Genomic DNA, 26,419 nt, shown 5'->3' on the forward strand with positions numbered 1-26,419 from the left:
ACTATTCGGCCGCCGGGGCGCCGGCGCCGCGAGGCTCCGCTTCACGCCCGGCCTTGCCGGTGGGGTTGAGGGGGAAGATCAGGCAGATTTTGGCGCCGTGCAGGCTGTCGGCATCTGACAGTTTCAGCTCGCCGCCGTGGTCTTCACAGATACGCTTGACGATGGCGAGGCCGAGGCCGGTGCCCTTCTCGCGCGTGGTGACATAGGGCTCGGTCAGGCGATCGCGATCGCGGACCGGCAGGCCCTTGCCGTCGTCCTCGATGATGAAGGTCGCGACGCCTTCCTCGACCTCGAGGCGGGCGATGATGGCGACCTGATCCTCGTCGGCGGGCGTGGCCAGACGCCGGGCCGCAACGGCCTCGCCGGCGTTCTTGAGGATATTGGCCAGGGCCTGTCCGACCATCCGGCCATCGGCCTTCATCTTCGCCTTGGGCAGGGGTTCGACCAGTTCGACCGGCAGGTCAGGAGCCGCGACGCGCTGGGCGAAGACAGCCTCGCGCAACAGTTCAGCCGGGTTCTCGTTGGTGAACCGCGGAGCCGGCATGCGGGCGAAGGAGGAGAACTCGTCGACCATCCGGCCGATGTCGCCGACCTGACGGATGATGGTGTCGGTGCAGCGGTCGAAGATCTCGAGATCCTCGGTGATCCCGGGACGGAACTTCCGCTTCAGTCGCTCGGCCGAGAGCTGGATCGGGGTCAGCGGGTTCTTGATCTCGTGGGCGATCCGGCGGGCGACATCGCGCCAGGCGGCGTTGCGCTGGGCCGTGACCAGACGGGTGATGTCGTCGAAGGTCAGCACCATCTCGCCGCCGACGCCGCCTTCGATGCGGACGCGCAGGCGCCGGGTCTCGCCTTCGCGGGCGACGTCGATGTCTTCCTCGATATGGGCTTCGACGCGCTTCACCAGTTCCGCAAGCTCGGGCGCCACGACGCCCAATGCCTTGCCGCGAACCTCAACTTCAGAGATCGAAAGCAGCTGCAAGGCGCTGTCATTGATCGCAGAAATCCGGCTGCGCTTGTCGAGACCGATGACCCCGGCGCTGACGCCGGACAGGACGGTCTCGATGAAGCGGCTGCGGTCCTGGGCCTCATCGCTGGCCGTTTTGAGCGCAGCCTGCTGGGCCTGCAGGTCGCCGGTCATGCGGTTGAAGGCGTGCGACAGGGTGGCGATCTCACCGGGGGCGCCGTCGGGTTCGACCCGGGCGCTGAGATCGCCGGCCGCGACCTGATCCGCCGCCATCACCAGACGGCCAATGGGCGCCGAGATGGCGCTGGCGGCAGACATGCCCAGCCAGACGGCGCCGACGAGCACCAGCAGGGCCGTTTCCAGATAGCTGAGGGCGAAGGCGGCCTGGATACGGGCGCGGCTTTCCTCGGCGACGCGATAGGCCTGGATCGATTCCTCGCCATTGCGCATCCGCGCGATCAGCCCCGGCGCCAGGGGGCGGACGACGTACAGGTAGGCTTCGCCATAGTCAGGCAGAGGATACAGAGCGCGGATCGTGTCGGGATGCTCGGTGACTGCGAGAGGGACATTGACCCCTTCGGCGGCGGTCTCGAACGCCTCTCGCGGCGGCGCCACGTAGGCGGGGGCGTCGGGCAGATCGCTCTGGGCCAGAACCTGGCCCTCGCCATTCAGGATATAAACAGCGGGGTATCCGAAGAAGTCGGCAATCTGGGTCAGGGCGGTGGAGAACTGGATTCGATTGTCGAAGGCGTCGCGGACACCGCCGAGTTCGTTCGCCATGGTGCCGAGGTCGCGCTGGAGCCCCGCGTTCACGTCGGCGACGTAGGCCTTGCCAATGGAGGCGCCGTTGTCCACGGCAGAACTGACGTTCTGGCTGAACCACTGATCGACGCCGCGATTGACCAGAAGGCCGAAGACCAGGGCGATCAGGACGGCAGGCACAACCGCAACCAGCGAGAACAAGGCCACGAAACGCAGGTGCAGCCGTGCGCCCGGGTCGTCCTTCCTGCGCTGCGACAGGCGCATGACCCGGCCGCCGATGATGGTCGCGAGACCGACGATCAGCACCAGATTGGCCAGCAGGATGAACAGTATGGCGCGGCTGGCGGTTGCGCGCGCGTCATCGCCGGCGCTGGCGCCCGGCGCCACGGCCACGAGCCAGATGGCTGCGCCGGTGATCAGGAAGGCGATGACATAGGCGGCGCCGAAGGCCGCTCGCGCCCGACCGGCCGCGAGACGTCCCCAGAAGGAGGGGTCGCCTTCTGTTGCCGGGGGCGTGGCGGGCGTGTCCGTCATGTCACCGAAGCTTCGACCACCTGTGGCGAAACTTCAACAGCAGAGTTGCTGAAATACAGCGAAGGCGGAGGCAGAGCCCACAAGTCGGCGAGGGCCCCGGCCACCATTGCAGGCTGGTCCAGCCGGCAGAGACGGCTTTTGGCGGCGCGTCTCTCGACAGGATCGGCGGGCCAGGGCGCCTGTTCGATGTACCAGCCCAGATGCTTGCGGAACATCCGCAGGCCCAGTTGCGCGCCGTAGAAGTCGCAGGAGGCCCGCATGTGGTCGACGACAATGTCGAGCCGCTCCCGGCGATCCGGCTCGACCAGAACCGTGCCGTCGCGCAGGGCGCGGTCGAGATGGGCCGCCAGCCAGGGGCGGCCGTAGACGCCGCGGCCGAGCATCAGGGCGTCAGCGCCGGACTGGTCCAGCGCGTCGCGCGCCTGTTCGGCGGTGATGATGTCGCCGTTGACGATGACGGGGATGGAGACGGCCGCCTTGGCCGCGCCGACGGCGTCCCAGTCGGCGGCGCCCGTGTAGAACTGCTGGCGGGTGCGGCCGTGGACGGTGACGGCCTTGATGCCGAGGTCTTCGGCGCGTTTGGCCAGTTCAGGTGCATTCTTCGTGTCGTCGTCCCAGCCGAGCCGCATCTTGACGGTGACCGGGCGCGAGGTCGCCGCCACCGTTGCGGCCATGATCCGGCCGGCGAGGTCCGGCGTTCGCATCAGGGCGGACCCGGAAGCCGAACCGGTCACCTCCTTGGCCGGGCAGCCGAAGTTGAGGTCGATGATGTCGGCGCCGGCGGCCTCGGCCATGCGCGCCCCCTGGGCCATCGCGGCGGGATCGCGGCCGACCAGCTGGATCACCGTCAGGGGCAGGCCGTCGCCGACCGCGGCGCGTCGGACGACGTCGGGCCGGGCACGGGCCAGTTCGGCGGCGGCCACCATCTCGGTCGCGACATAGGCTGCGCCCAGGCGGCTGGCGAGCAGCCGGAACGGCAGGTCCGTGATGCCCGTCATGGGCGCCATCAGGACCCGTCCGGGAATGGCGACGTCGCCGATCTGAATCCCTGTGCTCATTCGTCCGTCAACACGCGAAGCCTGGCCCCTCGTCAACCGGCAACATGGCCCCTAGAAGGCGATCATGACATTCGCAGCGATCGTGGTGGCGGCCGGCTCGGGCTCCAGAGCCGGAGGCGACAAGCAGTGGCGACTGCTGGGCGGCAAGCCTGTGGTGCGCTGGTCGGTCGAAGCTTTGCTGAAGGCAGGGGCCGAGGAGGTCGTCGTCGTGGTCTCTGGCGACGCATTCGAGCGCGCGGCCAAGGCGCTGGCCGGGCTGGAGAACTGGCGTGCCGTGGAAGGCGGAGCGGAGCGGGCGGATTCGGTTCGCGCCGGGCTGGCGGGTCTGACCGGGGCGTCGGACAGGCCCGTCCTTATCCACGACGCGGCGCGGCCTTTGCTGTCCGCCGAGGTTATCCTGCGGTTGCTCGACGCCCTCCCCGGCGCGGATGGGGCCATCGCCGCCCTGCCCGTCTCCGACACGCTCAAGCGTGGCGCCGATCGCATCAACGCGACGGTCGACCGGAGCGGTCTGTGGCGGGCGCAGACGCCCCAGGCGTTTCGCGCAGACCGACTGCTGGCCGCCTACGCCGTCTGGCCCGATGGCTCGGCGGCGACAGATGATGCGGCCATCGTCGAGCAGGACGGCGGGACGGTTCGGCTGGTCCAGGGCGATCCGCGACTGATGAAACTGACCTATCCCGAGGATTTCGCCATGGCTGAGGCATTGATCGCCAGACAGACCCGCGTGGGTCAGGGGTTCGACGCCCACCGCTGGGGGCCGGGCGACAGCGTCTGGCTGTGCGGCGTCGAGATCCCGCACGACCAGACCCTGATCGGCCACTCTGACGCGGATGCCGGGCTGCACGCCCTGACCGATGCGGTGCTGGGCGCCATGGGCGACGGGGATATCGGCGACCACTTCCCGCCGACTGATCCGAAGTGGAAGGGCGCGGCCTCGGACCAGTTCCTGATCCATGCGGTCGAACGGTTGACGGCGCGCGGCGGGCGGCTGGTGAACGTCGACGTCACCCTGATTTGTGAGCGGCCGAAGGTGAAGCCGCACCGTCAGGCCATGCGCGAACGGCTGGCCGAAATCCTGCACCTGCCGCTCGACGCTGTCAGCGTGAAGGCGACGACGATGGAGAAGATGGGCTTCACCGGCCGCGAGGAAGGCCTGGCCGCCTCCGCCATCGCGACAATCGAATTGCCTGCCTGATCAATCGCCTGACGTCACCGCCTGAAGTGACGCCACAGGGATCCGAACAGGTTCACATAGTCGTCGGTCCACGGGCGGACCTCGGTGTCCGCCAGGGTGCGCCACTGATGCTGTTCCCGGAACTCGGCCAGACCTTCTTCGGTGGGTGACAGGATCAGGGCCTCGGTCGAGGCCTCGGCCATGTCAGGCGCCTGGGGCGATTCCTGATAGAGCTGGTGCAGGTTGGCCGCGTCCAGACGCTGCGCCGCCGCCGCCGCCGGCATCGTGATGTCGAGGTTGCGGTTCGACAGGTGCAGGATCACCACACCGTCGGGCTTCAGCAGCTTGAGATAGCCCTCGATGGCCTCGACCGTCAGCAGATGGGTCGGGACGGAGTCGGATGAGAAGGCGTCGATCAGCAGGAGGTCGTAGGTCCCGGCCGTCTCCCGCGCCATGGTCAGGCGGGCGTCGCCGAGCACCGTCTCGATCGGCCCGTCGGCGCAGTCGGAGATGAAGGTGAACCACTGCGGATCGCGCGACAGCTGATCGACCAGCGGATCGATCTCGAAGAACTTCATCTCGTCGGCGGCGCGCTTGTAGCCGGCCATGGCGCCGGACCCCTGACCCACCACACCGATCTTCAGGGCCGGACGGCGCAGCTGAAGCCTCTGGGTGGCCTGGCCGATGGGGCTCGCCGGGGCGTAGTAGAGGGTCGGCATGCAGGCGAAGGCCGGGTTACGCGGCTGGGCGCCGTGCAGGGTGGTGCCGTGCATCAGGATGTTGACCTGACCGCCCAGACGCGGGTCCTGGGTCACGCCGATCTTCATCACGCCGAAGAAGCTGCGGTCGGTGAAGGCGGCGTCATAGCCGCGCGCGATATAGGCGGTCGAAAGCGCGATCAGCCCTGCGATGATGACGAAGGCGGGAGTGCGATCGCGCAGCAGGAAGCCGGCAAGGATCGGTCCCAGCATGATGAACTGGGTCACACCCGGCATGTTGTCCGAGACATTGTTGTTGAACCACCAGGCGAAACCCCAGTCGGCCTGGAACGCTATCGAAAGAACTGGCGGCAGGACGGCGACCAGCACCGCGCCGACGAACAGATAGACTTCCCAGTTCCTGATCGGGGCCTTGTTCAGAGGGCGGGCCAGACCGGCGAGCACGAGAACCAGCGGGTATTCCCAGACGCCGTTGAACAGGACGGGGGCCAGAAGCGCGGTGAAGGCGCCGCCGACCACGCCGCCCAGCGACATGAGGAGATAGAATTCCGTGAGCCGGTCCGGCGGCGGGCGCCGGGCGGCCAGCCTCCGGTGGCACATCAGGGCCAGCAGGAAGAAGGCCCCCAGATGCAGGCCGAACATCAGGACCCAGTCACCGGTCCGGAAGGCCGTGAAGCTGATGCAGGCGAGACTGACCGCCGCCGCGATGACCAGGGTGATCGGCAGCGGGATCCACGGCCTGTCCTGGAAGGCGATGACGAAGGTCAGCAGATAGAGCGCCAGCGGGATGACCCACAGGAAGGGCGCCGAGGCGACGTCGGTCGCGAGGTGGGCGGTCACGCCGAGCATCAGGCTGGACGGGGCGGCGGCGAGCAGGACGAGGATGATCTTTTCGCGCCACGGGATGGGCGGGCTGACCTCGAGGCTGGCGACCGGCGCATTGCCGATCTGGCCGCGACGCCAGGCGACGAAGGCGAGGGCCACGACCATCAGCATGAAGGCGGCATAGCCTCCACTCCAGGTCGCGCGCTGGCCCGACAGGGTCATCAGCGGCTCGATCAGCAGTGGGTAGGCCAGCAGGGCCAGGAAGCTGCCGAGGTTGGAGGCGGCATAGAGGACATAGGGGTTCTGGCCGTCCGCATGACCGGCGCGGACCCGGGCGTACCAGGCCTGAAGCAGGGGCGCGGTCGCCGACAGGACAGCGAACGGGGCGCCGACGGACAGGGCCAGGGTGGCCAGCAGCCAGCCGATGGGCGCGTTGGGATCGGGATCGCCCAGCAGGCCGCTGATCTTCAGCGGCAGGAACAGGGCGGCGAGCAGCAACAGCACCAGATGGACAGCCATCTGGGTCCGCATGGACCCGATCCGCTGGAGGCCGTGGGCATAGGCATAGCCGGCCAGCAGCGCGGTCTGGAAGAAGACCATGGCCGTGTTCCAGACCGACGGCGATCCGCCCAGCATCGGCAGGACCAGCTTGGTCACCATGGGCTGGACGATGAAGACCAGGGCCGCCGAGGTGAAGATGGCCACGGCGAACAGGATCGGCGTCACGCGGTCGCCGCTCCCGGTCGAGGGTGCGGCGCCTTCCGGCAGGGCTGCGTCGGTCATGGGGTCCCCGGTCTGAAGCGCGTGCTATCGACAGACGGACGCGCCATGGTCAGCCTAGACTGACTCGCGCACGGATCGGAAAGACCCATGTTCCCGGACGACATCCAGCAACTGGCCGCCGCCGTGATCGCCGCCGCCTCGGCGCGCGGCTGGACCGTGGCGACGGCGGAGAGCTGCACCGGCGGGCTGGTCGCGGGAGCGCTGACCGCCGTGGCCGGGTCGTCAGCGGTCGTGGATCGGGGCTTCGTGACCTACAGCAATGGCGCTAAGGCGGAGATGCTGGGCGTGCCGGCCGAGACGATCGAGGCCAACGGCGCGGTGTCCGAGCCGGTGGCGCGCGCGATGGCGGCCGGGGCGCGTGTGACGGCCGGGGTGGATCTGGCCGTGTCGATCACGGGCATCGCGGGCCCGGGCGGCGGATCGGCGGAGAAGCCGGTCGGGCTGGTCCATTTCGGCTGCGCCGGATCTGACGGCATCGTGCACGAGGTCCGGCGGTTCGGCGACAACGGGCGCGAAGAGGTGCGGCTGGAGAGCGTGCGGGTCGCTTTGGGTCTGTTGCTCGCGGCCTGCGAGGCGGCGTGAGCGAAATCATCGTCGACGCGCGGGGGCATCGTTGCCCGGTCCCGAGCCTGCGTCTCAGGAAAGCGGCCGAAGGTCTGACGGGCGCGCAGCTGGTTTTGCTCGCCACCGACCCGATGGCGCGGATCGACGTGCCTTATCTGATGACGGAACTGGGCGGGCGGGTCGTGTCGGTCGAGGAGGCGGACGGGGTCCTGACAATTACCGTCGAGACGCGCGCCGCTCCGACAGATTGACGACCGAGGGGCTGTCCTCAGGCGCGATGTCCGGGGCGCCCCTCGACCGCGACGCGATCTCCATCTCGGTGGCGAAGGCGCCGCCATAGAATATGGCGTTGACGTTCCATGACAGCCAGATCAGCAGCACCACGACGGCGCCGACCGAGCCGTAGGTCGCGCCGAGCTCGGCGATCTGCTCAACATAGATGGCGCAGAGCCAGGATGATATCATCGACAGGATGGTCGCCACCGCCCCGCCGGCGATCGACGGGACCCAGGCCACCGGATCGCGGTGCGACATGGCGTAGCGGTAGAGCAGCGTCAGCCCCAGGCCGAGGCCCGCCGCCGGCAGGAAGCCGTTGAACGGCAGCCCGCCCTGCCCCGTGACCGGCCCGGCATGCTCCAGCAGTCGCGCAGTGACCACGGCGCCCGAGACGATGGTGAACAGTCCGAAGGCGACGACCGCGACGACGAAGGCCAGGAAGTTGAACTTGAAGAAGCCGTGCGGCTCCGTCTCGTCATGAATCAGGTTCAGTCCCGCCAGCAACGCCTTGAATCCACGATGCGCGGCATAGGCGCCAACGATCAGGGCGAAGGCGCTCTGGGCCGAGACGGCGCGCGCGGAGGCGTTTGACAGCCGTTCGATCTCGGCGCGGAAGATGGCGCGCGCGGCATGCGGCATGACGTCGGCCAGAGCCGCCGCCTGCTCGCTGACCTGAGCGATCGAGAGCACGGCCTTGTAGAAGCCGATCAGGATGGCGATGGCCGGGAAGACCGCCAGCAGGGCGAAGAACGACACCCCGCCCGTGTAGAGCATGACGTCCCGGCCCCAGCTGCGCGCAAACGCCCGCCCCGAGAGCCGCGCCCAGAAGCCGGGCGACGCCATTTCGTTAGTCTGTCCGCTCAAGCCGGTTCCCGCCGTAGCCCAACAAAGAACTCTAGCGGAAAACGCCCGATTGGGAAGCGGGGGCCCTTCGTCGTTTTCCCCTGTCGCGGGCATCTGGCCCGTTGCGCCGCACCGGGGCGCGTCGGTATGGTCCGCCCGCTCCTTACAGGGGCCGCGGCCGTCCGGTCGCGCAGGGGGAGTCATCGATTTTGGGTTTGGAACCACGCGTTCTGGTCGTCGCCGAAACGGATGAGCGGATCGGCGACCTGTGCCGCGGGCTGGACTCGCTGGGCTGGCGCACGATGACAGCGCGGTCCGGCGCGGGCGCGGTGGCCGCCCTGACGGACTTCAATCTGGAAGCCGCGATTCTTGACGCCGACCATCCCGAGATTTCGGCCCTGCCCGAGGCGCTGCGGCTCGCAGCCGGCGCGCGACGGCTTCCGGTCGTCGCCCTCGGGGCCAATGCGGCGAAGCTGCCGGCCGGGACCTTCGACCTGACGATGGTCGAGCCTCCGCATCCAGCCCAGGCGGCCCTGCGCATCGAACAGCTGGTGCGCGCCGCCATCGCCGAGGAGGAGTTCCGCCTGCGTCAGGCGACCTTCGCCCTGCACGGCGCGACGCTGGACCCCGGCCTGCCGGACGCCAGCCCGGTGCGAATCCTGATCGCCGGGGCCCCCGATCACCGGTTCATCGCCCTGTCGAACACCCTGACGGCCGGCGGGGCCGAGGTGGTGGCGGCGCCGACCCCCTACACCGCCTTCGACTATCTGCACGAAAGCGCCTTCGACGCGGCGGTCCTGTGGGGCGCGCCGGACCACGCGCCGGCCCTGTCGATCGCCTCGGGCATGAAGCGGAACACCCGCCTCTATCATATCCCCCTTGCCCTCTATCTGCGGTCCGAGGGCGAGATCAATCTGAGTGAACTCTTCAACCGGGGCTTCTCGGAAGTGGCTGCGGCTGGCACGCCGGAGCCCGACGCCGCGGCGCGCGTGCTGGACCTGGCCCACACCCATCGCCGCCACCTGGCCATCCGCAAGGCGCTGGAAGGCGCGCGCGGCGCCGGGATCATGGATCCGTCCACCGGCCTGTTCACCCGGCACCTCTTCGCCAGCCACCTGGGTCGCGTGGCCGAGGCGGCCTCGGCCCGAAGGCGCCCCCTGTCGGTCTGCGTTCTGCGGGTATCGGACAGCGACAGCCTGACCCGCGCCCGTCAGGGCGGCTGGCTGGATCGCGCCATGCTCCAGATCGGCGCCATGGTGTCGCGTCTGGTCCGGGTCGAGGACACCGCCGCGCGGCTGGCCCCCGAAGTCTTCGCCCTCGCCCTGCCCGCCACTCCGGGTCCGCAGGCGCGACTGGCGGTCGAGAGGATCGCGGCCGTGATCGGCTGCACAGCCTTCGACGCCGGTCCCGACCGGACGCCCTTCGTGGTCGATTTCAGCGTCGGGGTCGCCGAACTGATGCCGGGCGAAGGCGCCGCCTCCGTGCTGGAACGCGCCTCGGCCGATATGCAGGCCCGGCCCGCCTGAGGCTCAGAGCCGACGGTGCATGACGTGCAGGCCGACGAGCCCCTTCGTCGGATGATCGAACGCCTCCGGCACGGTTCCGATGATGTCGAAACCCAGCGACCGCCACAGGGCGACGGCGGGCGTGTTCGTCTCGACCACGGCGTTGAACTGCATGGCGCGGAAACCGGCGTCACGCGCCCAATCGAGCGCGGTCTGACCCAGCAGACGCCCGACACCGCGACCGCGCGCGGCGGGCCCAACCATGAAGCTGGCGTTGGCGACATGGGAGCCGCCGCCCATCTGGTTGGGCGTGACCTTGGCGCTGCCCAGCATCTGGGCGCCGCCTGCATCCAGATTGCCCTGGCCTGGGCCTCCGTCAGATCGCGCGGCCAGGTGTAGGTCTCCCCTGCCCGCACGACGGTCTCGATGATCGGCCAGATCGCCGGCCAGTCGGCCTCGGTCGCGGGGCGGACTGTCAAATCGCTCAAGCCCCCGCGACCCGCGCCAGGTCGGTCGTGATCCGCTCGGCGACCTTCAGGCGGTCCTCCGGCGTGGGCCAGTCGCCCTTCACGACGATCTTCTGATCCGGGCGGAGCTTCCAGGTCGCGTGGTTCTTCTGGATCAAGCCGACCAGCCCCATCGGATTGGGGAAGGAGTTGTCGCGCAGTGTCAGGACGCAGCCCTTGGGCCCGATGTCGATGCGTTCGATCGAGGCCGTCTTGCAGTTGGCCTTGATGCCGACGATGCGCAGCAGTTGCTTCGCCTCGTCCGGCAGAGGGCCGAACCGGTCGATGAGTTCGGCGGCCAGTGCCTCGCGGCTCTCGGTGTTCTCCGCGTCCGACAGACGGCGATAGAGGCTCAGGCGGACGTTGAGGTCTGAGACGTAATCCTCTGGAATCAATACAGCTGCGCCGACATTGATGGCCGGAGACCAGCCGCGATCGACCACCCCGCCCTCGCCGTTCTGGCGCAGTTCGGCGACCGCGTCCTCCAGCATCTGCTGATACAGTTCGACCCCGACCTCGCGGATATGGCCCGACTGTTCGTCGCCCAGCAGGTTGCCGCCGCCGCGCTGGTCCAGATCGTGGCTGGCCAGCTGGAAGCCGGCGCCGAGGTTGTCGAGCGACTGCAGCACCTGCAGACGCCGCTCGGCTGACAGGGTCAACGGCCGCTTCGGATCGACCGTCAGATAGGCGAAGGCGCGGGCCTTGGATCGGCCGATGCGGCCCCGGATCTGGTGCAGCTGGGCCAGGCCGAACATGTCGGCGCGGTGCACGATCAGGGTGTTGGCGGTCGGAATATCGATGCCGCTCTCGACGATCGTGGTCGAGACCAGGACGTCGTAGGAGCCGTCGTAGAAGGCGCTCATCACGTCTTCCAGCTGGGTCGGCGACATCTGGCCGTGGCCGACGACGAACTTGATCTCCGGCACCTGGATGCGGAGGAACTCCTCGATGTCCGGCAGGTCCGACAGGCGCGGACAGACGTAGAAGGCCTGACCGCCGCGGTATTTCTCGCGCAGGAGGGCTTCGCGCACCATGACCGGGTCCCACGGCGCGACATAGGTCCGCACGGCCAGGCGATCCACCGGCGGTGTGGCGATGATCGACATCTCGCGGATACCGGACAGGGCCATCTGGAGCGTGCGGGGGATCGGCGTAGCGGTCAGGGTCAGCAGGTGAACGTCGGCGCGCAGGCTCTTGAGCTTCTCCTTGTGCTTGACGCCGAAATGCTGCTCCTCGTCGACGATGACCAGGCCAAGGTCCTTGAAGCCGACCTGTTCGGCGAGGACGGCGTGGGTGCCGACGACGATCTCGAACTGGCCGTCCTTGAGGCCCGCGCGCGTCTCGGCGGCATCCTTTGCGGTGACCATGCGCGACAGGTGGCGGACCTTGATCGGCCAGCCCGCGAACCGCTCGCTGAACGTCTTGAAGTGCTGGCGGGCCAGAAGCGTGGTCGGGCAGACGATGGCGACCTGTTGCCCGCTCATGGCCACGACGAAGGCGGCGCGGATGGCGACCTCGGTCTTGCCGAAGCCGACGTCGCCGCAGATCAGCCGGTCCATCGGCACGCCCTTGCCGAGATCCTCCAGCACGTCGCCGATGGCGTTGAGCTGGTCGTCCGTCTCCTCATAGGGGAAGCGGGCGCAGAATTCGTCGAACAGGCCGGCAGGCGGGTTGATCGCCTCCCCGACCCGCAGGGCACGTTTGGCGGCCAGGGCGATGAGCCCCTCGGCCATGTCGCGCAGCCGGGCCTTGGCCTTGGCCTTTCGACCCTGCCAGGCCGCGCCGCCGAGCCGGTCGAGCTGGACGCCGTCGGACTCGGACCCGTAACGGGTCAACAGGTCAATGTTTTCAACCGGCAAGTAGAGCTTGCTCTCACCGGCGTAGAGCAGCTCGAGACAGTCGTGCGGCGCCTCCTGGATCTCCAGCGTCTTCAGCCCCTCGTAGCGGCCGATGCCGTGATCGAGGTGGACCACGAGGTCGCCCGTCGTCAGGGCCGAGGCCTCGGCGAGGAAGTTGGACGCCCGGCGCTTGCGCTTGGGCCGCGCCAGACGGTCGCCGAGGATGTCGGTCTCGGAGATGACAGCGAGGTCGCCGGTCGTGAAGCCGTGCTCGACCGGAAGAACCGCGCGCAGGAACAGGTCCTTCGACGCCTTCTGGACATCGGCCCAGTCGCGCACGGCGACGACATGCTCCAGCCCATGGTCGGCCATCATGACGCCGAGGCGATCCGACGAGCCCTCGCTCCAGGAGGCGAACAGGACGCGCTTGCCCTCGGCCTTCAGCTTCGCGGCATGGTCCGCGACCGCCTCGAACAGGTTGACGCTGTCCTGGGCCCGTTCGGCGCCGAAGGTGCGGCCCAGATTGCCGCCTGCGTCCTCGGCCGCCGCGTAGAACGGCGACAGGCGACGGACGGTGCGCCCGGCCAATGCTGAGTTCCAGTCGGCATCGGGCAGGTAGAGACGATCCGGCGGCAGGGCGCGGTTCGAGGCGCCGCCCTTGGCCTTCGACGCCTCCTGACGGGCCTCATAGGCGTCGCGGGTCAGGTTCCAGCGCTCGCCGCGCGCCGCATCGGCCTGGTTGTCGAGGAAGATCGCGGCGTCGTCCGGCAGATAGTCGAACAGGGTCTCCAGCCGGTCGTAGAGCAGCGGCAGCCAGTGCTCCATGCCCTGACGGCGCGCACCCTCGCTGATGGCGGCGTACAGCGGGTCATCGCCCGGGGCGCCGAACAGGTTCAGGTATCCGGTGCGGAACCGGCTGATGGTTTCGGCGTCCAGCAGGGCCTCGGACACGGGCGACAGCGACACCTGGGTGCGCTGGCCGGTCGAACGCTGGGTCGCCGGGTCGAAGGTGCGGATCGATTCCAGTTCGGAGCCGAACATGTCGAGACGGACCGGCTCTTCGAAGCCCGGCGGGAAGACGTCGATGACCCCGCCCCGGATGGCGTACTCGCCCCGCTCGTTCACGGTTGAGGCGCGCAAGTAGCCGTTGGTGGTGAAATAGATCTCCAGCGCCTGCGTATCCAGGTCGCGACCCACGCGCGCTTCGAAACTGGCGGCGAAGGTCGCCTCGCGCGGCGGCGTTCGCTGCATCGCGGCCGCGACGGTCGTCACGACCAGCAACGGGGTACGATCGTCCAGGCCGCGTTTGGCCAAGGCGGTCAGGGCCGCCATTCGCTCGGCGGAGACGCCGGAGGTGGGGCTCAACCGGTCGTAGGGCAGGCAGTCCCAAGCCGGAAACTCGACGACCTCAATGTCCCCGGCGAAGAACTGGAAGGCCTGGACGAAGGCGCTCGAGCGCGAAAAGTCGCGCGCCACGAAGACGCCGACGCCGCCGGAGGCCTTCAGCCGCTCGGCGACGACGAGTGCGTCCAGCCCCTCGGGCGCGCCTCCCAGTTCGTGATCGGTGCGTTGATCCATGCGTGCGCCGTCCATCAGCCCGCCCCCTCGGCCACGGCCGCGGCGACGTGAGCGCGCATGAAGACACGGACCTTTGTCATCAACGGCGTGTCGTGCTCGGCAGGCGTCGGCTTGGTCTCGATGATCCAGGCATAGAGTTCATGGTCGTTGTCTTCGGCCAGCAGGGTCTCCAGCTGGTCGAGTTCGTCGTCGCTCAGGGTCGCGCCCTCGCGCTCCATGAACGGGCCGAGCACGAGGTCGGCTTCGCGGAAGCCGCGCCGCCACGCCCGGAAGGTGATCCGGCCCAGCCGCTGCTGGCGAAGTTCGGTTTCGGCACGCGCATCGTTATCGGCCACAAGAATCCTTGCCCGGTCCAGTCATTCAACAGTGGCTTCCAGATAGCGTCCCGCTTCCCGTTTCGCCAGCGGCGCGGGGCCGTCTAATGTCAGTATCGATGCGGCCCCAGATTCTCTTTCCCCTGTTCGCGGAAGTCACCAGCCTGAAGGGGGTGGGGACCAAGGTCGAACCCCTGATCAAAAAGCTGGCCGGGCCGCTGGTGCGCGACGTGCTGTTCCTGGCGCCGGCCGGGGTGATCACGCGGCGAAGGACCAACGCGGCCGACGCCATCGAGGGCGAGGTCGGGGTCTTCGACGTGATCGTCGACCGGATGATTGCGCCGGGCCGCCCGGGCGTGCCGCTGAAGGTCCGGGCCAGCGACGATACCGGCTTCGTCCATCTGATCTGGTTTGGCGGCAGCCCCCAGCATATCGATCGGCAGCTACCGCGGGGCGAGCGGCGTCTGGTGTCCGGCAAGGTCGAACGGTTCAACGGCGAGGTGCAGATCGTCCATCCCGACTGGATCGTGCCTCTGGATCAGGGCGAGGAGATCCCCGCCGTCGAGCCCGTCTATCCGGCGACCGCCAACCTGACGTCGCGGGTGGTGCGCAAGCTGGCGCTGGGCGCGCTGGCCGCCGCGCCGGAGCTGGACGAGTGGCAGGACCCGGCCTGGCTGGCGAAGCAGCGCTGGCCGGGGTGGCATGCGGCGATCGAGGCCCTGCATGCGCCGTGGGGCGAGGTCGACCTGTCGCCGGATGCGCCGCCGCGCCAGCGTCTCGCCTATGACGAACTGTTCGCGCACCAGCTGGCGTTGGCCCGGCGGAAACGCGCGCGGCAGATCACGCCGGCGCCGGTCATCGCGCCGGGAGCGGCATCGGAAGCGCTGCTGACCGCCCTGCCCTTCAACTTGACCGGCGCTCAGTCACAGGCTCTGGCCGAGATCCGCCGCGATCTGGCGTCCGGCGAACAGATGGGACGGCTGCTGCAGGGCGATGTCGGCTCGGGCAAGACGGCGGTCGCGGCCCTGGCCCTGGCCGATGCGGCGAGCGCGGGGTTCCAGTCCGCCCTGATGGCGCCGACGGAAATTCTGGCTCGCCAGCACTATCAGCGGCTCGCGCCGATGCTGGAGGCGGCGGGCGCGCAGACGATCCTGTTGACCGGACGCGACACGCCGGCCGAGCGGCGCGATCGGCTGGCCGCTCTGGCGTCCGGCGAGGCGAAGGTCGCCATCGGCACCCACGCCCTGTTCCAGGACGCTGTCCGCTTTGACCGGTTGGCCCTGGCGGTCATCGACGAACAGCACCGGTTCGGGGTCAACGAGCGCGCGCGGCTGCAGGCCAAGGGTGATCCGCGCGTCGGCGGGGTCCACCTGCTGACCATGTCGGCGACGCCCATTCCGCGCACCCTGGAGCTGACTCAATACGGCGAGCTGGAGGTCAGCCGGCTGATGGAGAAGCCGCCCGGACGGACGCCGATCTCGACCGCGGTCCTGCCGCTCGCCCGCATCGGCGAGGTGGCCCAGAGGCTGAAGGCGGCGGTCGAGAGCGGGGCTCAGGCCTACTGGATCTGTCCGCTGGTGGCGGAATCGGAAGTCAGCGATCTGGCGGCGGCAGAGGAGCGGGCGCGCGACCTGCGGCGCATCCTGAACATCGAGGTCGGGCTGGCGCATGGTCAGATGCCGGGCGCCGAGCGCGAGGCGGTCATGGCCGATTTCGCCGATGGGCGGATTTCGGTGCTGGTCGCTACGACGGTCGTGGAGGTCGGCGTCGATGTGCCTAACGCCACCATCATGGTCATCGAGCATGCCGACCGGTTCGGCCTGGCCCAGTTGCACCAGTTGCGCGGGCGGGTCGGGCGCGGGGCGAAATCGAGCGCCTGCATCCTGCTGTACGGCGGACAGGACGGCGGGTTGGGCGACACAGCGAGGGAGCGGCTGGAGACCCTGAGACGCAGCGAGGACGGGTTCGAGATCGCGGAGGAGGACTTCCGCCTGCGCGGGGGCGGGGACCCGCTGGGGCTCAGGCAGAGCGGCTTCCCGGCCTATCGGTTCGCCGACCCGATCCGGCATCGGTCCCTGCTGCTGGCGGCGGCGGATGACGCCCGGCTGGTGCTGGGCCGCGACCCCGATCTGACCAGTCCCAGGGGTGAGGCGATCAAGGTGCTGGAGGCGCTGTTCGACTGGAAGACGGACAGGACAGGTCTCGACTAGGGCGTGCGGGAGGCTTCCCAGACGTTCAGGCGACGCTCAACGTCCGCTTCAATGTCCGCGTAGAATAGATTGTAAGGGCGCGCTTTTCGGCGATCCGCCCAGTTGCCGATCTCTCGGAAGGACTCCGTCGTGAGCTCCGTGTGACGCAGGATGCCCAGCCTGCACTGGGTCCCCACGGCGCGGTCGATGAAGGCGGGCCGCACCCCCCATTCCAGACCGGTCGCATTGGCGGCTCCGTGGTGAAGCCGTGCGGGAACCTCCGCGTCGCTGCGCGCGCCGCTGACCGGATTGACGCACAGGGCCGCGCGGCCTTCCAGATCGACCAGTCGCCCCGCCTCATCCCAGACCAGGGCGCGTCGCAAGCGCCGCCAGACGGCGCCGTCGTTGTCGTCTCCGACCTGGGACCAGCCGACGATGCAGCCGATGCTGGTGGCGGTGGCGCAGGCGGGCACGGCGGGCGACAGGCTGTCGGCGGCCACGATGACATCGATCAGATAGACGGCGACGATCCGGCTGCGCAGGGCTGCGTCGTTTGCCACCCGCTCGCGCACCAGCCGGTCGACCAGTTCGCCGCCCTGCTCCACCCCGGCCAGGACCAGAGGCCCGCTCGGGTGCGCCGTCAGCCAGGTCTCAAAGGCGGCCAGGGCGTCGCCATAGGCGAAGGCGCGGGCGTCCCGGGCATCGTCCCTCAGGGTCAGGCGGGTATAGAGCGAGGCCTGACGATAGCGCGGCAGACTGATGGCCCCGGCTCGCGCGAATGGCCCGGCGTAGTTCGGGATGACGACCCGTTCCAGATAGGCATCGGCCTCCAGGTCGCCGATCGGCCCGTTCCAGTCCTTGCCGCCGTCAAACGTGGTGGAGTGCAGGAAGAAGATCGCGGCCGGGCCCGAGGTCGGCGCCCGCACGTCCTTCATCGCCCAGGCGTCGGCCGAGGCGTAGTCCGGCGGCGCGGGCGGGTCATAGGTCTGGAAGGGAATCTGGGGATCCAGTCCCGCCTTCAGGATGTCGCCGCGCCAGACCGCGACGGCGGCGGCGATCAGGAACACGAGGGCGAAGCCGAGCCAGCCCACCCCCTGCCAGAAGGTCAGGCGCGGCAGTTTCACCGATAGGGGTCCGGTTGCGACAGGAAGGACTGGACGTAGCGACGCACGCCCTCCTCCAGCGGCGTCGACTGGCCGCCGAAACCCAGCGCCCGGACGCGGTCCATCTTCGCCTCGGTGAAATACTGGTACCGGTCGCGGATGACCTCGGGCATGTCGATATAGGCGACCGCGGGGTCCTTGCCGGCCGCCGCGAAGGTGGCGTTGGCGAGGTCGAGGAAGGATCGCGCCTGGCCCGATCCGGCGTTGAAGATTCCGCTGACCGCGGGCGAGCACAGCAGCCAGTCGATGATATCGACCACGTCGTCGACGAAGACGAAGTCGCGCAGCTGGCCGCCGTCGGCGTAGTCGGGATGCTGTGAACGGAACAGGCTGACGGTCTCGCCGGCCGCGACCCTGGGCCAGATCTGGGCGATGACCGACTTCATCCCGCCCTTGTGACCCTCGTTCGGGCCATAGACGTTGAAGAACTTCAGACCCGCCCACTGGCGCGGGGCGTGGTCGCGGGAGGCCTCGCGCACGGCGTACTGGTCGAACAGTTTCTTCGAATATCCATAGGCATTTAGCGGCTGAAGCTTCGAGATCGATTCAAGATCGTCGGCGTCCTCGAAACCGGCCTCGCCGTCACCGTAGGTGGCGGCCGAAGAGGCATAGATCATCCGCGCGTCGTTCAGGGCGCACCAGTCCCAGAGATCACGCGACAGGCTGAAGTTGGTGCGCAGGATCAGGTCGGCGTCCTGCTCCGTAGTCGAGGAGATGGCGCCCATGTGGACGACGGCGCTGACCCGTTCGGCGTGGCGTTCCAGTTGGAAGAACAGCTCTTCCGGATGCCAGAAGTCGGCGATGGGCGACTTGGCGATGTTGCGCCACTTGCCGAGGTTGGCGTCCTCCAGCCGGTCGCAGACGACGACATCCCAGCGATCCTCGGCGCAAAGGCGCGAGACGATGTTGGAGCCGATGAAGCCGGCGCCGCCGGTGACCACGATCATCCGCCGCATCAGCCGGCTTCTCCCAGGGCGCTTTCGGTCATCTTCGCGATGGTCCGGGTGGTGGAATAGCCGTCGGCGAACTCGGCCAGCCGAACCTCTCCGCCCCAGCTCTCGACCAGATCGCCGCCGACTACGCCCTCGCGCGTATAGTCTGCGCCCTTGATCAGGACGTCGGGGCGCAGGCGTTCGATCAGGGCCAAGGGCGTCGGATCGTCGAAGGAGGTCACCCGATCCACGCTGGCGAGGCCGCCGATGACCACGGCGCGGCTGTCGAGGTCGTTGACGGGACGGCCGTCACCCTTGAGCCTGTGGACCGAGGCGTCGGTGTTCAGGGCCACGACCAGCCGGTCGCACCAGGACCGGGCCTGGGCCAGATAGGCGACGTGGCCGCGGTGCAGGATGTCGAAACAGCCATTGGTGAAGCCGACCTTCAGTCCCTGACGGCGCCAGGCCTCGACCTCGGCGGCGAGATCGTCGAGCGCCGTGACCTTGGCCAGGACCGCGCCGGCGTGCTGGCTCATCTCGGCCTCGATCAGTTCGGCGGGGCTGACGACGGCGGTGCCGCTCTTACCGACGACGACGCCGGAGGCGAGGATGGCGAGCTGCACCGCCTGTTCCAGCGAGGCGCCGGCGCCGAGCGCCAGACCCAGGGCGGCCAGACCGGTGTCGCCGGCGCCGGAGACGTCAAACACCTCGCGCGCCCTGCCGGGGAAATGCTGAGCCGTCTCGCCGCGCCGCATCAGGCTCATGCCCTTGCCTGCGCGGGTGACGACGATGGCTTTCGCCGTCGTGGCGGCCAGAAGGGCCTCCAGCGCCGCCTCGATCTCGGCGTCGGTCTCGACCGGCAGGCCTGTGGCGCCGGCCAGTTCGGAGGCGTTGGGCTTGATCAGGTCGACCGCGCCATAGCGGGCGAAGTCGCGGCCCTTGGGATCGACGATGACCACGGCGCCGGTCTGTTGCGCCTGCCACAGGGCCGAGCGGATCAGCCGTTCGGTGACCACGCCCTTCGCATAGTCCGACAGGAGAATGGCCGAAGCATTTGAAAAGACGTCCTCACGGGCGAAGGCGCCGACGACGACCTCTTCCTCGTCGAGCCGCATCAGCTGCTGGCCGCCGGAGACGTAGCGCGTCTTGACGATGGTGCAGGCCGGGCCGGTCCGGTCGATGAAATCCTCGATCCGCTCCTCGCCGGAGACAAGCCGGGCCAGTTCCTCTCCCGCCGCATCGGCGCCCGTGACGCCGCCCAGCCGGGCCAGACCGCCCAGCGCTGCGACGTTCCTCGCCACATTGCCGACGCCGCCGGGCATGGAGACCGTGCGACGCGACCGGAGCACAGGGATCGGCGCCTCGGGCGAGATGCGGCTGACCTCCCCATAGACGTAGCGATCCAGCATCAGGTCGCCGACGCAGGCCACCGTCTGGTCGCGCGCGCGATCGAGCAGGCTCTGCAGGGCGCCGAGGTCCAGGGTGCGGTCAACCATGAGACTGAGCTAAAGCCCGTCGGCGGTTCGCACAACCATCGACTGGGCGCCTGGACAGCAGTCCAGGGAGTCCAGCTTGTCCAATGAGTCCAGGTCGGTCCCTCCGCGTCGACGTCATTGAGACACTCCAGCACATGGCTTCGCCAAAAGCGGTCGCAGACGACGTCCTTGCGTCAGGCGGCCTTCGCCATCCGCGCCTTCGACAGGTCGTCATAGGCCAGCAGTTCGGCGGCCACGCCCTCGAACTCCGACAGGGGCACCATGTTGGGGCCGTCCGAGGGGGCGTGGTCGGGGTCCTGATGGGTTTCCATGAAGACGGCGTCGACGCCGACGGCCACAGCCGCACGGGCCAGGACCGGCACGAACTCGCGCTGGCCGCCCGAGGAGGTCCCCTGCCCGCCCGGCTGCTGGACGGAATGGGTCGCGTCGAAGACGACGGGGCAGCCGATCTCGCGCAGGATCGGCAGGGCGCGCATGTCGGACACCAGGGTGTTGTAGCCGAAGCTGGCGCCCCGTTCGCAGGCCATGACGTTGGGATTGCCTGCGCCGACCACCTTGGCGATGACGTTCTTCATGTCCCAAGGGGCCAGGAACTGGCCCTTCTTGATGTTGATCGCCTTGCCGGTCGCGGCGGCGGCCAGCAGCAGGTCGGTCTGGCGGCTGAGGAATGCCGGGATCTGCAGCACGTCGACGGTCTGGGCGGCCTCGCGGGCCTGCTCCTCGGAGTGGACGTCGGTCAGGACCGGCAGGCCGGTCACCTGACGGATCTCGTCGAAGATCGGCAGGGACTCCTTCAGGCCCAGACCGCGCGCAGCGGTGGCCGAGGTGCGGTTCGCCTTGTCGAAGCTGGTCTTGTAGATGATGCCGACGTTCAGCCGCTGACCGATCTCCTTCAGGGCATGAGCCATCTCCAGCGCATGCTGGCGGCTTTCCAGCTGGCATGGGCCGGCGATGAAGGCGATACGGGCGCCGCCGCCGATGACGACCGGGGTCGAGATGCCGTTTCCGGAAAGGGTGATGACGGAATTCGGAGCGCTCACGGGCGGGCCTTCTCTCTGGGACATCGATGGACGAATCTGGCGGGTGGCGCGTTGGCAATGTCACGCCTATGGGGCGGTCAGGTGGCCCTGCGCGCCTGAAGTTGCAACCTACCACGGAGATTTGAGGCGTGACCACCGAGGCCCCCGTCATCCTGTGGTTCCGACGCGATCTGCGGCTCGCCGACAATCCGGCGCTGGAGCATGCCCACGCCACCGGCCGGCCGATCGTGGCGGTCTACATTCACGATCAGGGTTCGACGGTGCGCGGCGACGGAGCCGCCAGCCTGTGGTGGCTCGACAAGTCGCTCAGGGCCCTGTCCGCGTCGATTGCCGATCGCGGCGGCAGCCTGATCCTGCGCCAGGGTGATTCGGAAGCGGAACTGCGGCGGCTGATCGATCAGACCGGCGCCGACACCGTCTTCATGAACCGGCTGTTTGAGCCCGACGCCTGGGCGCGCGACGCGGACATCGCTCACGCCCTGAAGGCTGAAGGGGTGGAGTGCAAGGGCTACAACGGCGCCCTGCTGTGCCGGCCGGGCGCGGTGCTGAACGGGTCGGGCGGGCCCTACAAGGTGTTCACCCCCTTCCTGCGCGCGCTTCTCGACAAGGCCGAGGCTCCGCCGCACACGACCGGGCCGCGTGAACTGGCCGGTGTATCCGGCCTGGACAGCGATCGACTGGACGACTGGAGCCTGCATCCGCGCCGTCCGGACTGGTCCGGCGGATTCGACTGGACCCCGGGCGAGGCGGGCGCGTCGGCGGCGCTCATCGCGTTCGTCGCCGGCGGGCTGTCCGACTATGGCGCGGGCCGGGACATCCCGTCCAAGGCCGGGACCAGCCGCCTGTCGCCGCATCTGCACTGGGGCGAGATCAGCCCATGGCGGGCGATCGAGGCGGCTCGCAAGGTTGCGGACGACGGCAAGGTCAGAGCCGCAGAGGCTGAGAAGTTCGTCGCCGAGATCGGCTGGCGCGAGTTCTCGGCCCATCTGCTGCACCACTTCCCGACCCTGCCGGACAAGGCGTTCCGGCCGGAATACGACGCCTTCCCATGGCTCGACGATGACAGGGGGTTCACCGCCTGGACGCGCGGCCTGACCGGCTATCCGATCGTCGACGCGGGGATGCGCGAGCTGTGGGCGACCGGCTGGATGCACAATCGGGTGCGGATGATCGTCGCCTCCTTCCTGATCAAGGACCTGCTGGTCGACTGGCGGCGGGGCGAGGCCTGGTTCTGGGATACGCTGGTCGATGCCGACCTGGCCTCCAATGCGCAGAACTGGCAGTGGGTCGCCGGGTCAGGCGCCGATGCCTCGCCGTATTTCCGGATCTTCAATCCGGTCACCCAGGGCCAGAAGTTCGATTCCGCCGGCCGATATGTCCGGCGCTGGGTCCCTGAGCTGGCGCGCGTGTCCGACAAATGGATTCACGCGCCCTGGACCGCGCCGCCCGAAGTTCTGCGCGACGCGGGCGTCCGTCTCGGCCACGACTATCCGAGGCCGATCGTCGATCACGCCATGGCGCGGGACCGGGCTCTGGCGGCGTTGAAGGAGATCACCGGCCGGGGCGGAGCGACTCAAGACGACTGACTTCCGGTTCTTTCAGGCCTGACGACGGCGCCCAGCATCTCACGCGCCGCGTCCGCCTCCGCCAGGAGCGCCGAGCGGCGGTCGGGGCCGAAGTTCTCGAGGGTGCGGTAGGGCATGGCGAGCCGGATGTTGTCGCGCAGCCGTTTCTGATTTCGCTCAAGAAAACCCCAGTACAGACGATTGAACGGACAGGCGTTTTCGCCCGCTTTTGCCTTCACGTCGTAGCGGCACGATCCGCAGTAGTCGCTCATCCGGTCGATGTAGGCGCCGGACGCCGCATAGGGTTTCGACCCCACGATGCCGCCGTCGGCGAAGGTGGCCATGCCGCGCGTGTTGGGCATCTCCACCCACTCACAGGCGTCGGCGTAGACGACCATGTACCAGTCGTCGATCTCGTCCGGATGGACGCCGAGCAGCATGGCGAGATTGCCGGTCACCATCAGCCGCTGGATGTGATGGGCGTAGGCGTGGGTGCGCGTCATCGACACGACATCGGCGACGCAGGCCATGTCCGTCTCGCCCGACCAGTAGAACCACGGCAGGGTCCGGTCGGCGTCGAGGAAGTTGCGTCGGGCGTAGTCCGGCATCTTGAGCCAGTAGATGCCGCGCACGAACTCCCGCCAGCCCACGATCTGGCGGATGAAGCCCTCGACGGCGTTCAGGGGGGCGCGGCCGGCGCGATATTCGACCTCGGCGCGGCGGCACACATCGAGAGGATCCAGCAGACCCAGGTTGATCGAGGTCGAGATCAGCCCGTGCCACATCCACGGCTCGCCCTGCGCCATCGCGTCCTGCCAGTCGCCGAAGCCGGGCAGGATGTTGGCCAAAAAGTCGGCGAGGACGCTCTCGGCCTGTTCCGTCGTCGTCGGCCAGCCGAAGGGGTCGAGGGCGCCGAAATGGTCGGGGAACAGGCGGGCGACGTCGGCGATGGCTTGGAGGGCCACAGCGTCCGGCGGGATGCGCAGCCGCGCAGGCGGGCGCAGTCCCTTCGTCAGCTTCTTGCGGTTCTCGGTGTCGTAGTTCCACTTGCCGCCGACCGGCTGGGCGCCATCGAGCAGGAGGCCGGTCTCGCGTCGCATCTCGCGGTAGAAGAACTCCATCCGCAGCTGGGACTTGCCGGACGCCCAGCGGCGGAAGCGATCGTGCGTGCAGATGAACCGGCCGTCTGGCCGGATATCAACCGGGAGCCCCACGACACCGGCGAAGGCGGCCAGGGCCTCGGCCAGACGCCACTCGCCGCACTCCGTCATCACGACCGCACCGAAGGGCTGCCCCTCCAGGGCGCGGTGCAGTTCGCCGACGATCGAATGGGTGTTGGCCGGGTCGTCGATGCGGACATAGCGGACGGCCACGCCGCGCGCCTCCAGCCGTAGCGCAAAGCTGCGCATGGCCGCGAAGATGAGAGCGATCTTCTGCTTGTGGTGTCTGACGTAGGTGGCCTCGTCGTTCACCTCGGCCATCAGGACGACGTCGCGGGACGGGTCGAGATCGCTCAGGGCGCTCAGGGCGTCGGATAGCTGGTCGCCGAGCACCAGACGCAGCGTGCCCGTCGCGGCCGTGGTAGTCTGGGTCATGGCCGCAATCTCTCCCCTCGTCTCCGCATCCGAACTCATTAGCGCGTCCGGCGATCCGGACCTGCGCATTCTCGACGCCAGCTGGCATCTGGACGGCACGCCCGCGCGACCGATCTTCGAGGCCGGTCATATCCCGGGGGCGGTCTTCTTCGATCTGGAGGCGATTTCGGACCGGGAAAACCCACTGCCCCACATGATGCCGTCGCCTGATCAATTTGGTGAACAGGTTGGTCGACTTGGCGTGTCCGAAACGGACCGGATCGTCGTCTATGACACCTTCGGCCTGTTCACCGCCGCACGAGCCTGGTGGATGTTCCGTGCCATGGGCTGTGACCGGGTTCAGGTGCTGGACGGCGGACTGCCGGCATGGATCCGGATGGGCGGGTCGCTGGAGACCGGGGCGGCGTCGCCCCGACCGGCCGTGTTCAGGCCCGAGCCCCGGTCAGAGATGATCGCCGATGTGGAACGGGTCCGGGAGGCCCTGGCCGCCGGGGAGCCCGTGCTCGACGCCCGCGCGGCGGCCCGATTCGCGGGATCGGCCCCCGAGCCGCGACCCGGTCTGCGTGCAGGGCATATGCCCGGGGCGGTGAACCTGCCGTTTGGAGAACTGCTGACGGCCGAAGGCCTGATGCGAGAGCCCGGGGCGCTGGAGGCGGCGTTCGCGGCGCGCGGGCTGGGACCCGCGGACCGGCCGATCGCCAGCTGCGGGTCAGGCGTCACAGCGGCCGTACCGCTGCTGGCCCTGGCCCTGCTGGGGCGAGAGGGGGTGCTCTACGACGGGTCGTGGGCCGAATGGGGCGGCCGGGACGACACCGAAATCGTCACCGGCCCCTGACGATCAGGCGACGGACGCCACGGTCGGCGGCGCCTCGGGCTCGGGCGCAACCGGATCGTCCTTCTCGCCGCGCGAGACGACGGTGGCCAGCACCAGGTCTCCCGTCACGTTCAGCACGGTCCGGCACATGTCGAGGAAGCGGTCGACGCCCAGGATCAGGCCGATGCCTTCGGCCGGAACGCCCACCATCACCAGGATCATGGCGATGACCGGCAGGGAGCCCGCCGGCACGCCCGCCGTACCCACCCCGCCGAGGATGCAGACCAGCATCACGACGATCTGCTGGGTCAGCGACAGCTCGATCTGGAAGAACTGGGCCAGGAACAGCACTGTGACGCCTTCGAACAGGGCGGTGCCGTTCTGGTTGGCGGTGGCGCCGACGGTCAGGACGAAACGGGCGATCTTGCGCGGCAGCTTCAGTTCTTCCTCGGCGGCCTTCAGCGAGACCGGCAGGGAGGCGTTGGACGAAGCGGTCGAGAAGGCCACGATCATCGGGCGCTGCACGCCCTTGAAGAAGGTGATGGGGTTCATGCGACCGCCGATCCAGACGACCAGCGGATAGACGACGAACATGTGGATCGCCATCGCGCCCACGGCCACGCCGACATAGGCCGCCAGCCGCACCATCAGGTCCCAGCCGAACAGGGCGGCCAGGTTGAACATCAGGCAGGCGATGGCGATCGGCGCCAGTTTGATCACGAGATTGATGAGCTTCATCGTGACTTCGAGGATGCCCTCGATGACGTTCTGGAGCTTGTCGGTGTTGGGGCTCTTCGCCATGACCAGGCCGATGCCGAACAGCAGGGCGAAGATCATGATCGGCAGGATCTGGTTCTCGGACGCCGCCGTGAAGACGTTCGACGGGATCAGGTCGAGGAAGAAGGTGCCGAACTGGACGCCTTCCGGCGCCTTCTCGACGATGGCCTGGGCGCCCTCGGCTCCCTGGGCCAGCAGCCGCTGGGCCAGAACCGGATCGACGCCGTCGCCGGGGCGGAAATAGTTGACCATGCCGAGGCCGATCAGCACCGCGATGCCCGACACCAGAACGGTGAGGAGCAGGGTCTTGGTGCCTGCCCGGCCCAGAGACTTCAGGTCGCCCATCTCGGCCACGCCGACGACGAGGGCGGAGAAGAGCAACGGAATCACCAGCATGAACAGCAGGCGCAGGAAGATCTGCCCCGCCGGACCGGTGATGTTGGACGTCACCCACTGGACCCACCAGACGTCGGGGCCGACGTACTGATTGACGTACAGCCCCGCCCCCAGCCCGATCACGAAGCCAAAGAGCATGAGCCAGTGGAGCGGAATGCCGCCCTTCTTCGTCGTATCCATTCGTCCCCCGAAGGCGCCGACCG

General features: G+C 68.6%; 20 protein-coding genes. 7 read left to right on the forward strand and 13 right to left on the reverse strand.

The window, feature by feature from the left end:
• Nucleotide 1: 1 nt before the first annotated feature.
• Together ACW17Y_RS08100 and dusB are read right to left on the reverse strand one after the other, a co-directional pair.
• Nucleotides 2–2,263, reverse strand: coding sequence for a sensor histidine kinase NtrY-like (locus tag ACW17Y_RS08100; RefSeq protein ID WP_492038220.1), 2,262 nt, complete (start codon nt 2,261–2,263; stop codon nt 2–4).
• The gene (dusB, locus tag ACW17Y_RS08105; RefSeq protein WP_492038221.1) at nt 2,260–3,321 is read right to left on the reverse strand and encodes a tRNA dihydrouridine synthase DusB; all 1,062 of its coding nucleotides are present in this window, start codon (nt 3,319–3,321) and stop codon (nt 2,260–2,262) included. The genes ACW17Y_RS08100 and dusB overlap by 4 nt, the downstream gene beginning before the upstream one ends.
• Nucleotides 3,322–3,385: 64 nt before the next feature.
• On the opposite strand from dusB, the gene ACW17Y_RS08110 reads away from it, so the two are divergent.
• Nucleotides 3,386–4,519 (forward strand): bifunctional 2-C-methyl-D-erythritol 4-phosphate cytidylyltransferase/2-C-methyl-D-erythritol 2,4-cyclodiphosphate synthase, encoded by a 1,134-nt coding sequence (locus tag ACW17Y_RS08110; RefSeq protein WP_492038222.1) that lies wholly within the window; start codon nt 3,386–3,388, stop codon nt 4,517–4,519.
• 14 nt (nt 4,520–4,533) lie between these two features.
• On the opposite strand, the gene ACW17Y_RS08115 is transcribed toward ACW17Y_RS08110, so the two are convergent.
• On the reverse strand, nt 4,534–6,825 hold the full coding sequence (locus tag ACW17Y_RS08115; RefSeq protein ID WP_492038223.1) for a spermidine synthase: 2,292 nt from the start codon (nt 6,823–6,825) through the stop codon (nt 4,534–4,536).
• 87 nt (nt 6,826–6,912) lie between these two features.
• Between ACW17Y_RS08115 and ACW17Y_RS08120 the strand changes: the two genes are divergently transcribed.
• Both ACW17Y_RS08120 and ACW17Y_RS08125 read left to right on the forward strand, forming a co-directional pair.
• Complete coding sequence (locus ACW17Y_RS08120; RefSeq protein ID WP_492035229.1) at nt 6,913–7,407, forward strand: CinA family protein; 495 nt, start codon at nt 6,913–6,915, stop codon at nt 7,405–7,407.
• Entirely contained in the window at nt 7,404–7,640 is a 237-nt protein-coding gene (locus tag ACW17Y_RS08125) for a sulfurtransferase TusA family protein (protein WP_492035230.1), read from the forward strand. Before ACW17Y_RS08120 ends, ACW17Y_RS08125 begins: the two co-directional genes overlap by 4 nt.
• On the opposite strand, the gene ACW17Y_RS08130 is transcribed toward ACW17Y_RS08125, so the two are convergent.
• Entirely contained in the window at nt 7,606–8,529 is a 924-nt protein-coding gene (locus ACW17Y_RS08130; protein WP_492035231.1) for a YihY/virulence factor BrkB family protein, read from the reverse strand. The two genes, ACW17Y_RS08125 and ACW17Y_RS08130, sit on opposite strands and share 35 nt — an antisense overlap.
• 188 nt (nt 8,530–8,717) lie before the next feature.
• On the opposite strand from ACW17Y_RS08130, the gene ACW17Y_RS08135 reads away from it, so the two are divergent.
• Nucleotides 8,718–10,034, forward strand: a complete 1,317-nt coding sequence (locus ACW17Y_RS08135; protein ID WP_492035232.1) for a diguanylate cyclase domain-containing protein — start codon at nt 8,718–8,720, stop codon at nt 10,032–10,034.
• Between the two features lie 3 nt (nt 10,035–10,037).
• On the opposite strand, the gene ACW17Y_RS08140 is transcribed toward ACW17Y_RS08135, so the two are convergent.
• The 3 genes from ACW17Y_RS08140 to ACW17Y_RS08150 all read right to left on the reverse strand — a co-directional run bounded on the left by ACW17Y_RS08140 (nt 10,038) and on the right by ACW17Y_RS08150 (nt 14,270).
• A complete protein-coding gene (locus ACW17Y_RS08140; protein WP_492035233.1) occupies nt 10,038–10,346 on the reverse strand; it encodes a GNAT family N-acetyltransferase in 309 nt (102 codons plus the stop codon).
• 151 nt (nt 10,347–10,497) lie between these two features.
• On the reverse strand, nt 10,498–13,950 hold the full coding sequence (gene mfd, locus ACW17Y_RS08145) for a transcription-repair coupling factor (RefSeq protein ID WP_492035234.1): 3,453 nt from the start codon (nt 13,948–13,950) through the stop codon (nt 10,498–10,500).
• On the reverse strand, nt 13,950–14,270 hold the full coding sequence (locus tag ACW17Y_RS08150; RefSeq protein WP_492035235.1) for an FAD assembly factor SdhE: 321 nt from the start codon (nt 14,268–14,270) through the stop codon (nt 13,950–13,952). Before ACW17Y_RS08150 ends, mfd begins: the two co-directional genes overlap by 1 nt.
• Nucleotides 14,271–14,368: 98 nt before the next feature.
• Between ACW17Y_RS08150 and recG the strand changes: the two genes are divergently transcribed.
• The gene (gene recG, locus ACW17Y_RS08155) at nt 14,369–16,459 is read left to right on the forward strand and encodes an ATP-dependent DNA helicase RecG (protein WP_492035236.1); all 2,091 of its coding nucleotides are present in this window, start codon (nt 14,369–14,371) and stop codon (nt 16,457–16,459) included.
• Here recG and ACW17Y_RS08160 read toward each other — a convergent pair.
• The 4 genes from ACW17Y_RS08160 to kdsA all read right to left on the reverse strand — a co-directional run bounded on the left by ACW17Y_RS08160 (nt 16,456) and on the right by kdsA (nt 21,093).
• On the reverse strand, nt 16,456–17,562 hold the full coding sequence (locus ACW17Y_RS08160; RefSeq protein WP_492035237.1) for a DUF3089 domain-containing protein: 1,107 nt from the start codon (nt 17,560–17,562) through the stop codon (nt 16,456–16,458). The genes recG and ACW17Y_RS08160 overlap by 4 nt on opposite strands.
• On the reverse strand, nt 17,559–18,548 hold the full coding sequence (gene rfaD / locus ACW17Y_RS08165; protein WP_492038264.1) for an ADP-glyceromanno-heptose 6-epimerase: 990 nt from the start codon (nt 18,546–18,548) through the stop codon (nt 17,559–17,561). The genes ACW17Y_RS08160 and rfaD overlap by 4 nt, the downstream gene beginning before the upstream one ends.
• An 8-nt stretch (nt 18,549–18,556) precedes the next feature.
• Nucleotides 18,557–20,029 carry a D-glycero-beta-D-manno-heptose 1-phosphate adenylyltransferase gene (gene rfaE2 / locus ACW17Y_RS08170; RefSeq protein WP_492035238.1) on the reverse strand — a complete coding sequence of 491 codons (1,473 nt, stop codon included), beginning with the start codon at nt 20,027–20,029 and terminating at the stop codon, nt 18,557–18,559.
• Nucleotides 20,030–20,202: 173 nt separating this feature from the next.
• Nucleotides 20,203–21,093 (reverse strand): 3-deoxy-8-phosphooctulonate synthase, encoded by an 891-nt coding sequence (gene kdsA / locus ACW17Y_RS08175; RefSeq protein ID WP_492035239.1) that lies wholly within the window; start codon nt 21,091–21,093, stop codon nt 20,203–20,205.
• A gap of 104 nt (nt 21,094–21,197) precedes the next feature.
• Here kdsA and ACW17Y_RS08180 point away from each other — a divergent pair, with 104 nt between their 5' ends.
• Nucleotides 21,198–22,655 carry a cryptochrome/photolyase family protein gene (locus tag ACW17Y_RS08180; protein WP_492035240.1) on the forward strand — a complete coding sequence of 486 codons (1,458 nt, stop codon included), beginning with the start codon at nt 21,198–21,200 and terminating at the stop codon, nt 22,653–22,655.
• Here the strand turns inward: ACW17Y_RS08180 and ACW17Y_RS08185 are convergent.
• The gene (locus ACW17Y_RS08185) at nt 22,643–24,229 is read right to left on the reverse strand and encodes a cryptochrome/photolyase family protein (RefSeq protein ID WP_492035241.1); all 1,587 of its coding nucleotides are present in this window, start codon (nt 24,227–24,229) and stop codon (nt 22,643–22,645) included. The two genes, ACW17Y_RS08180 and ACW17Y_RS08185, sit on opposite strands and share 13 nt — an antisense overlap.
• On the opposite strand from ACW17Y_RS08185, the gene sseA reads away from it, so the two are divergent.
• Entirely contained in the window at nt 24,228–25,064 is an 837-nt protein-coding gene (sseA, locus tag ACW17Y_RS08190; protein ID WP_492035242.1) for a 3-mercaptopyruvate sulfurtransferase, read from the forward strand. The two genes, ACW17Y_RS08185 and sseA, sit on opposite strands and share 2 nt — an antisense overlap.
• A 3-nt stretch (nt 25,065–25,067) precedes the next feature.
• Here sseA and ACW17Y_RS08195 read toward each other — a convergent pair whose 3' ends face one another.
• Nucleotides 25,068–26,396, reverse strand: coding sequence for a dicarboxylate/amino acid:cation symporter (locus ACW17Y_RS08195; protein ID WP_492035243.1), 1,329 nt, complete (start codon nt 26,394–26,396; stop codon nt 25,068–25,070).
• Between the last annotated feature and the right edge of the window lie 23 nt (nt 26,397–26,419).

This window comes from Brevundimonas sp. AVps7, from assembly GCF_058681545.1.

Coding starts and splice junctions, on each gene's coding strand:
- ACW17Y_RS08115 (WP_492038223.1), bottom strand. CDS start 6,825: ATGACCGACGCAGCCCTGCCGGAAGGCGCCGCACCCTCGACCGGGAGC.
- mfd (WP_492035234.1), bottom strand. CDS start 13,950: ATGGACGGCGCACGCATGGATCAACGCACCGATCACGAACTGGGAGGC.
- ACW17Y_RS08185 (WP_492035241.1), bottom strand. CDS start 24,229: ATGACCCAGACTACCACGGCCGCGACGGGCACGCTGCGTCTGGTGCTC.
- kdsA (WP_492035239.1), bottom strand. CDS start 21,093: ATGTCCCAGAGAGAAGGCCCGCCCGTGAGCGCTCCGAATTCCGTCATC.
- sseA (WP_492035242.1), top strand. CDS start 24,228: ATGGCCGCAATCTCTCCCCTCGTCTCCGCATCCGAACTCATTAGCGCG.
- recG (WP_492035236.1), top strand. CDS start 14,369: ATGCGGCCCCAGATTCTCTTTCCCCTGTTCGCGGAAGTCACCAGCCTG.
- ACW17Y_RS08120 (WP_492035229.1), top strand. CDS start 6,913: ATGTTCCCGGACGACATCCAGCAACTGGCCGCCGCCGTGATCGCCGCC.
- ACW17Y_RS08140 (WP_492035233.1), bottom strand. CDS start 10,346: ATGCTGGGCAGCGCCAAGGTCACGCCCAACCAGATGGGCGGCGGCTCC.
- rfaE2 (WP_492035238.1), bottom strand. CDS start 20,029: ATGGTTGACCGCACCCTGGACCTCGGCGCCCTGCAGAGCCTGCTCGAT.
- ACW17Y_RS08110 (WP_492038222.1), top strand. CDS start 3,386: ATGACATTCGCAGCGATCGTGGTGGCGGCCGGCTCGGGCTCCAGAGCC.
- dusB (WP_492038221.1), bottom strand. CDS start 3,321: ATGAGCACAGGGATTCAGATCGGCGACGTCGCCATTCCCGGACGGGTC.
- ACW17Y_RS08100 (WP_492038220.1), bottom strand. CDS start 2,263: ATGACGGACACGCCCGCCACGCCCCCGGCAACAGAAGGCGACCCCTCC.
- ACW17Y_RS08195 (WP_492035243.1), bottom strand. CDS start 26,396: ATGGATACGACGAAGAAGGGCGGCATTCCGCTCCACTGGCTCATGCTC.
- rfaD (WP_492038264.1), bottom strand. CDS start 18,548: ATGATCGTGGTCACCGGCGGCGCCGGCTTCATCGGCTCCAACATCGTC.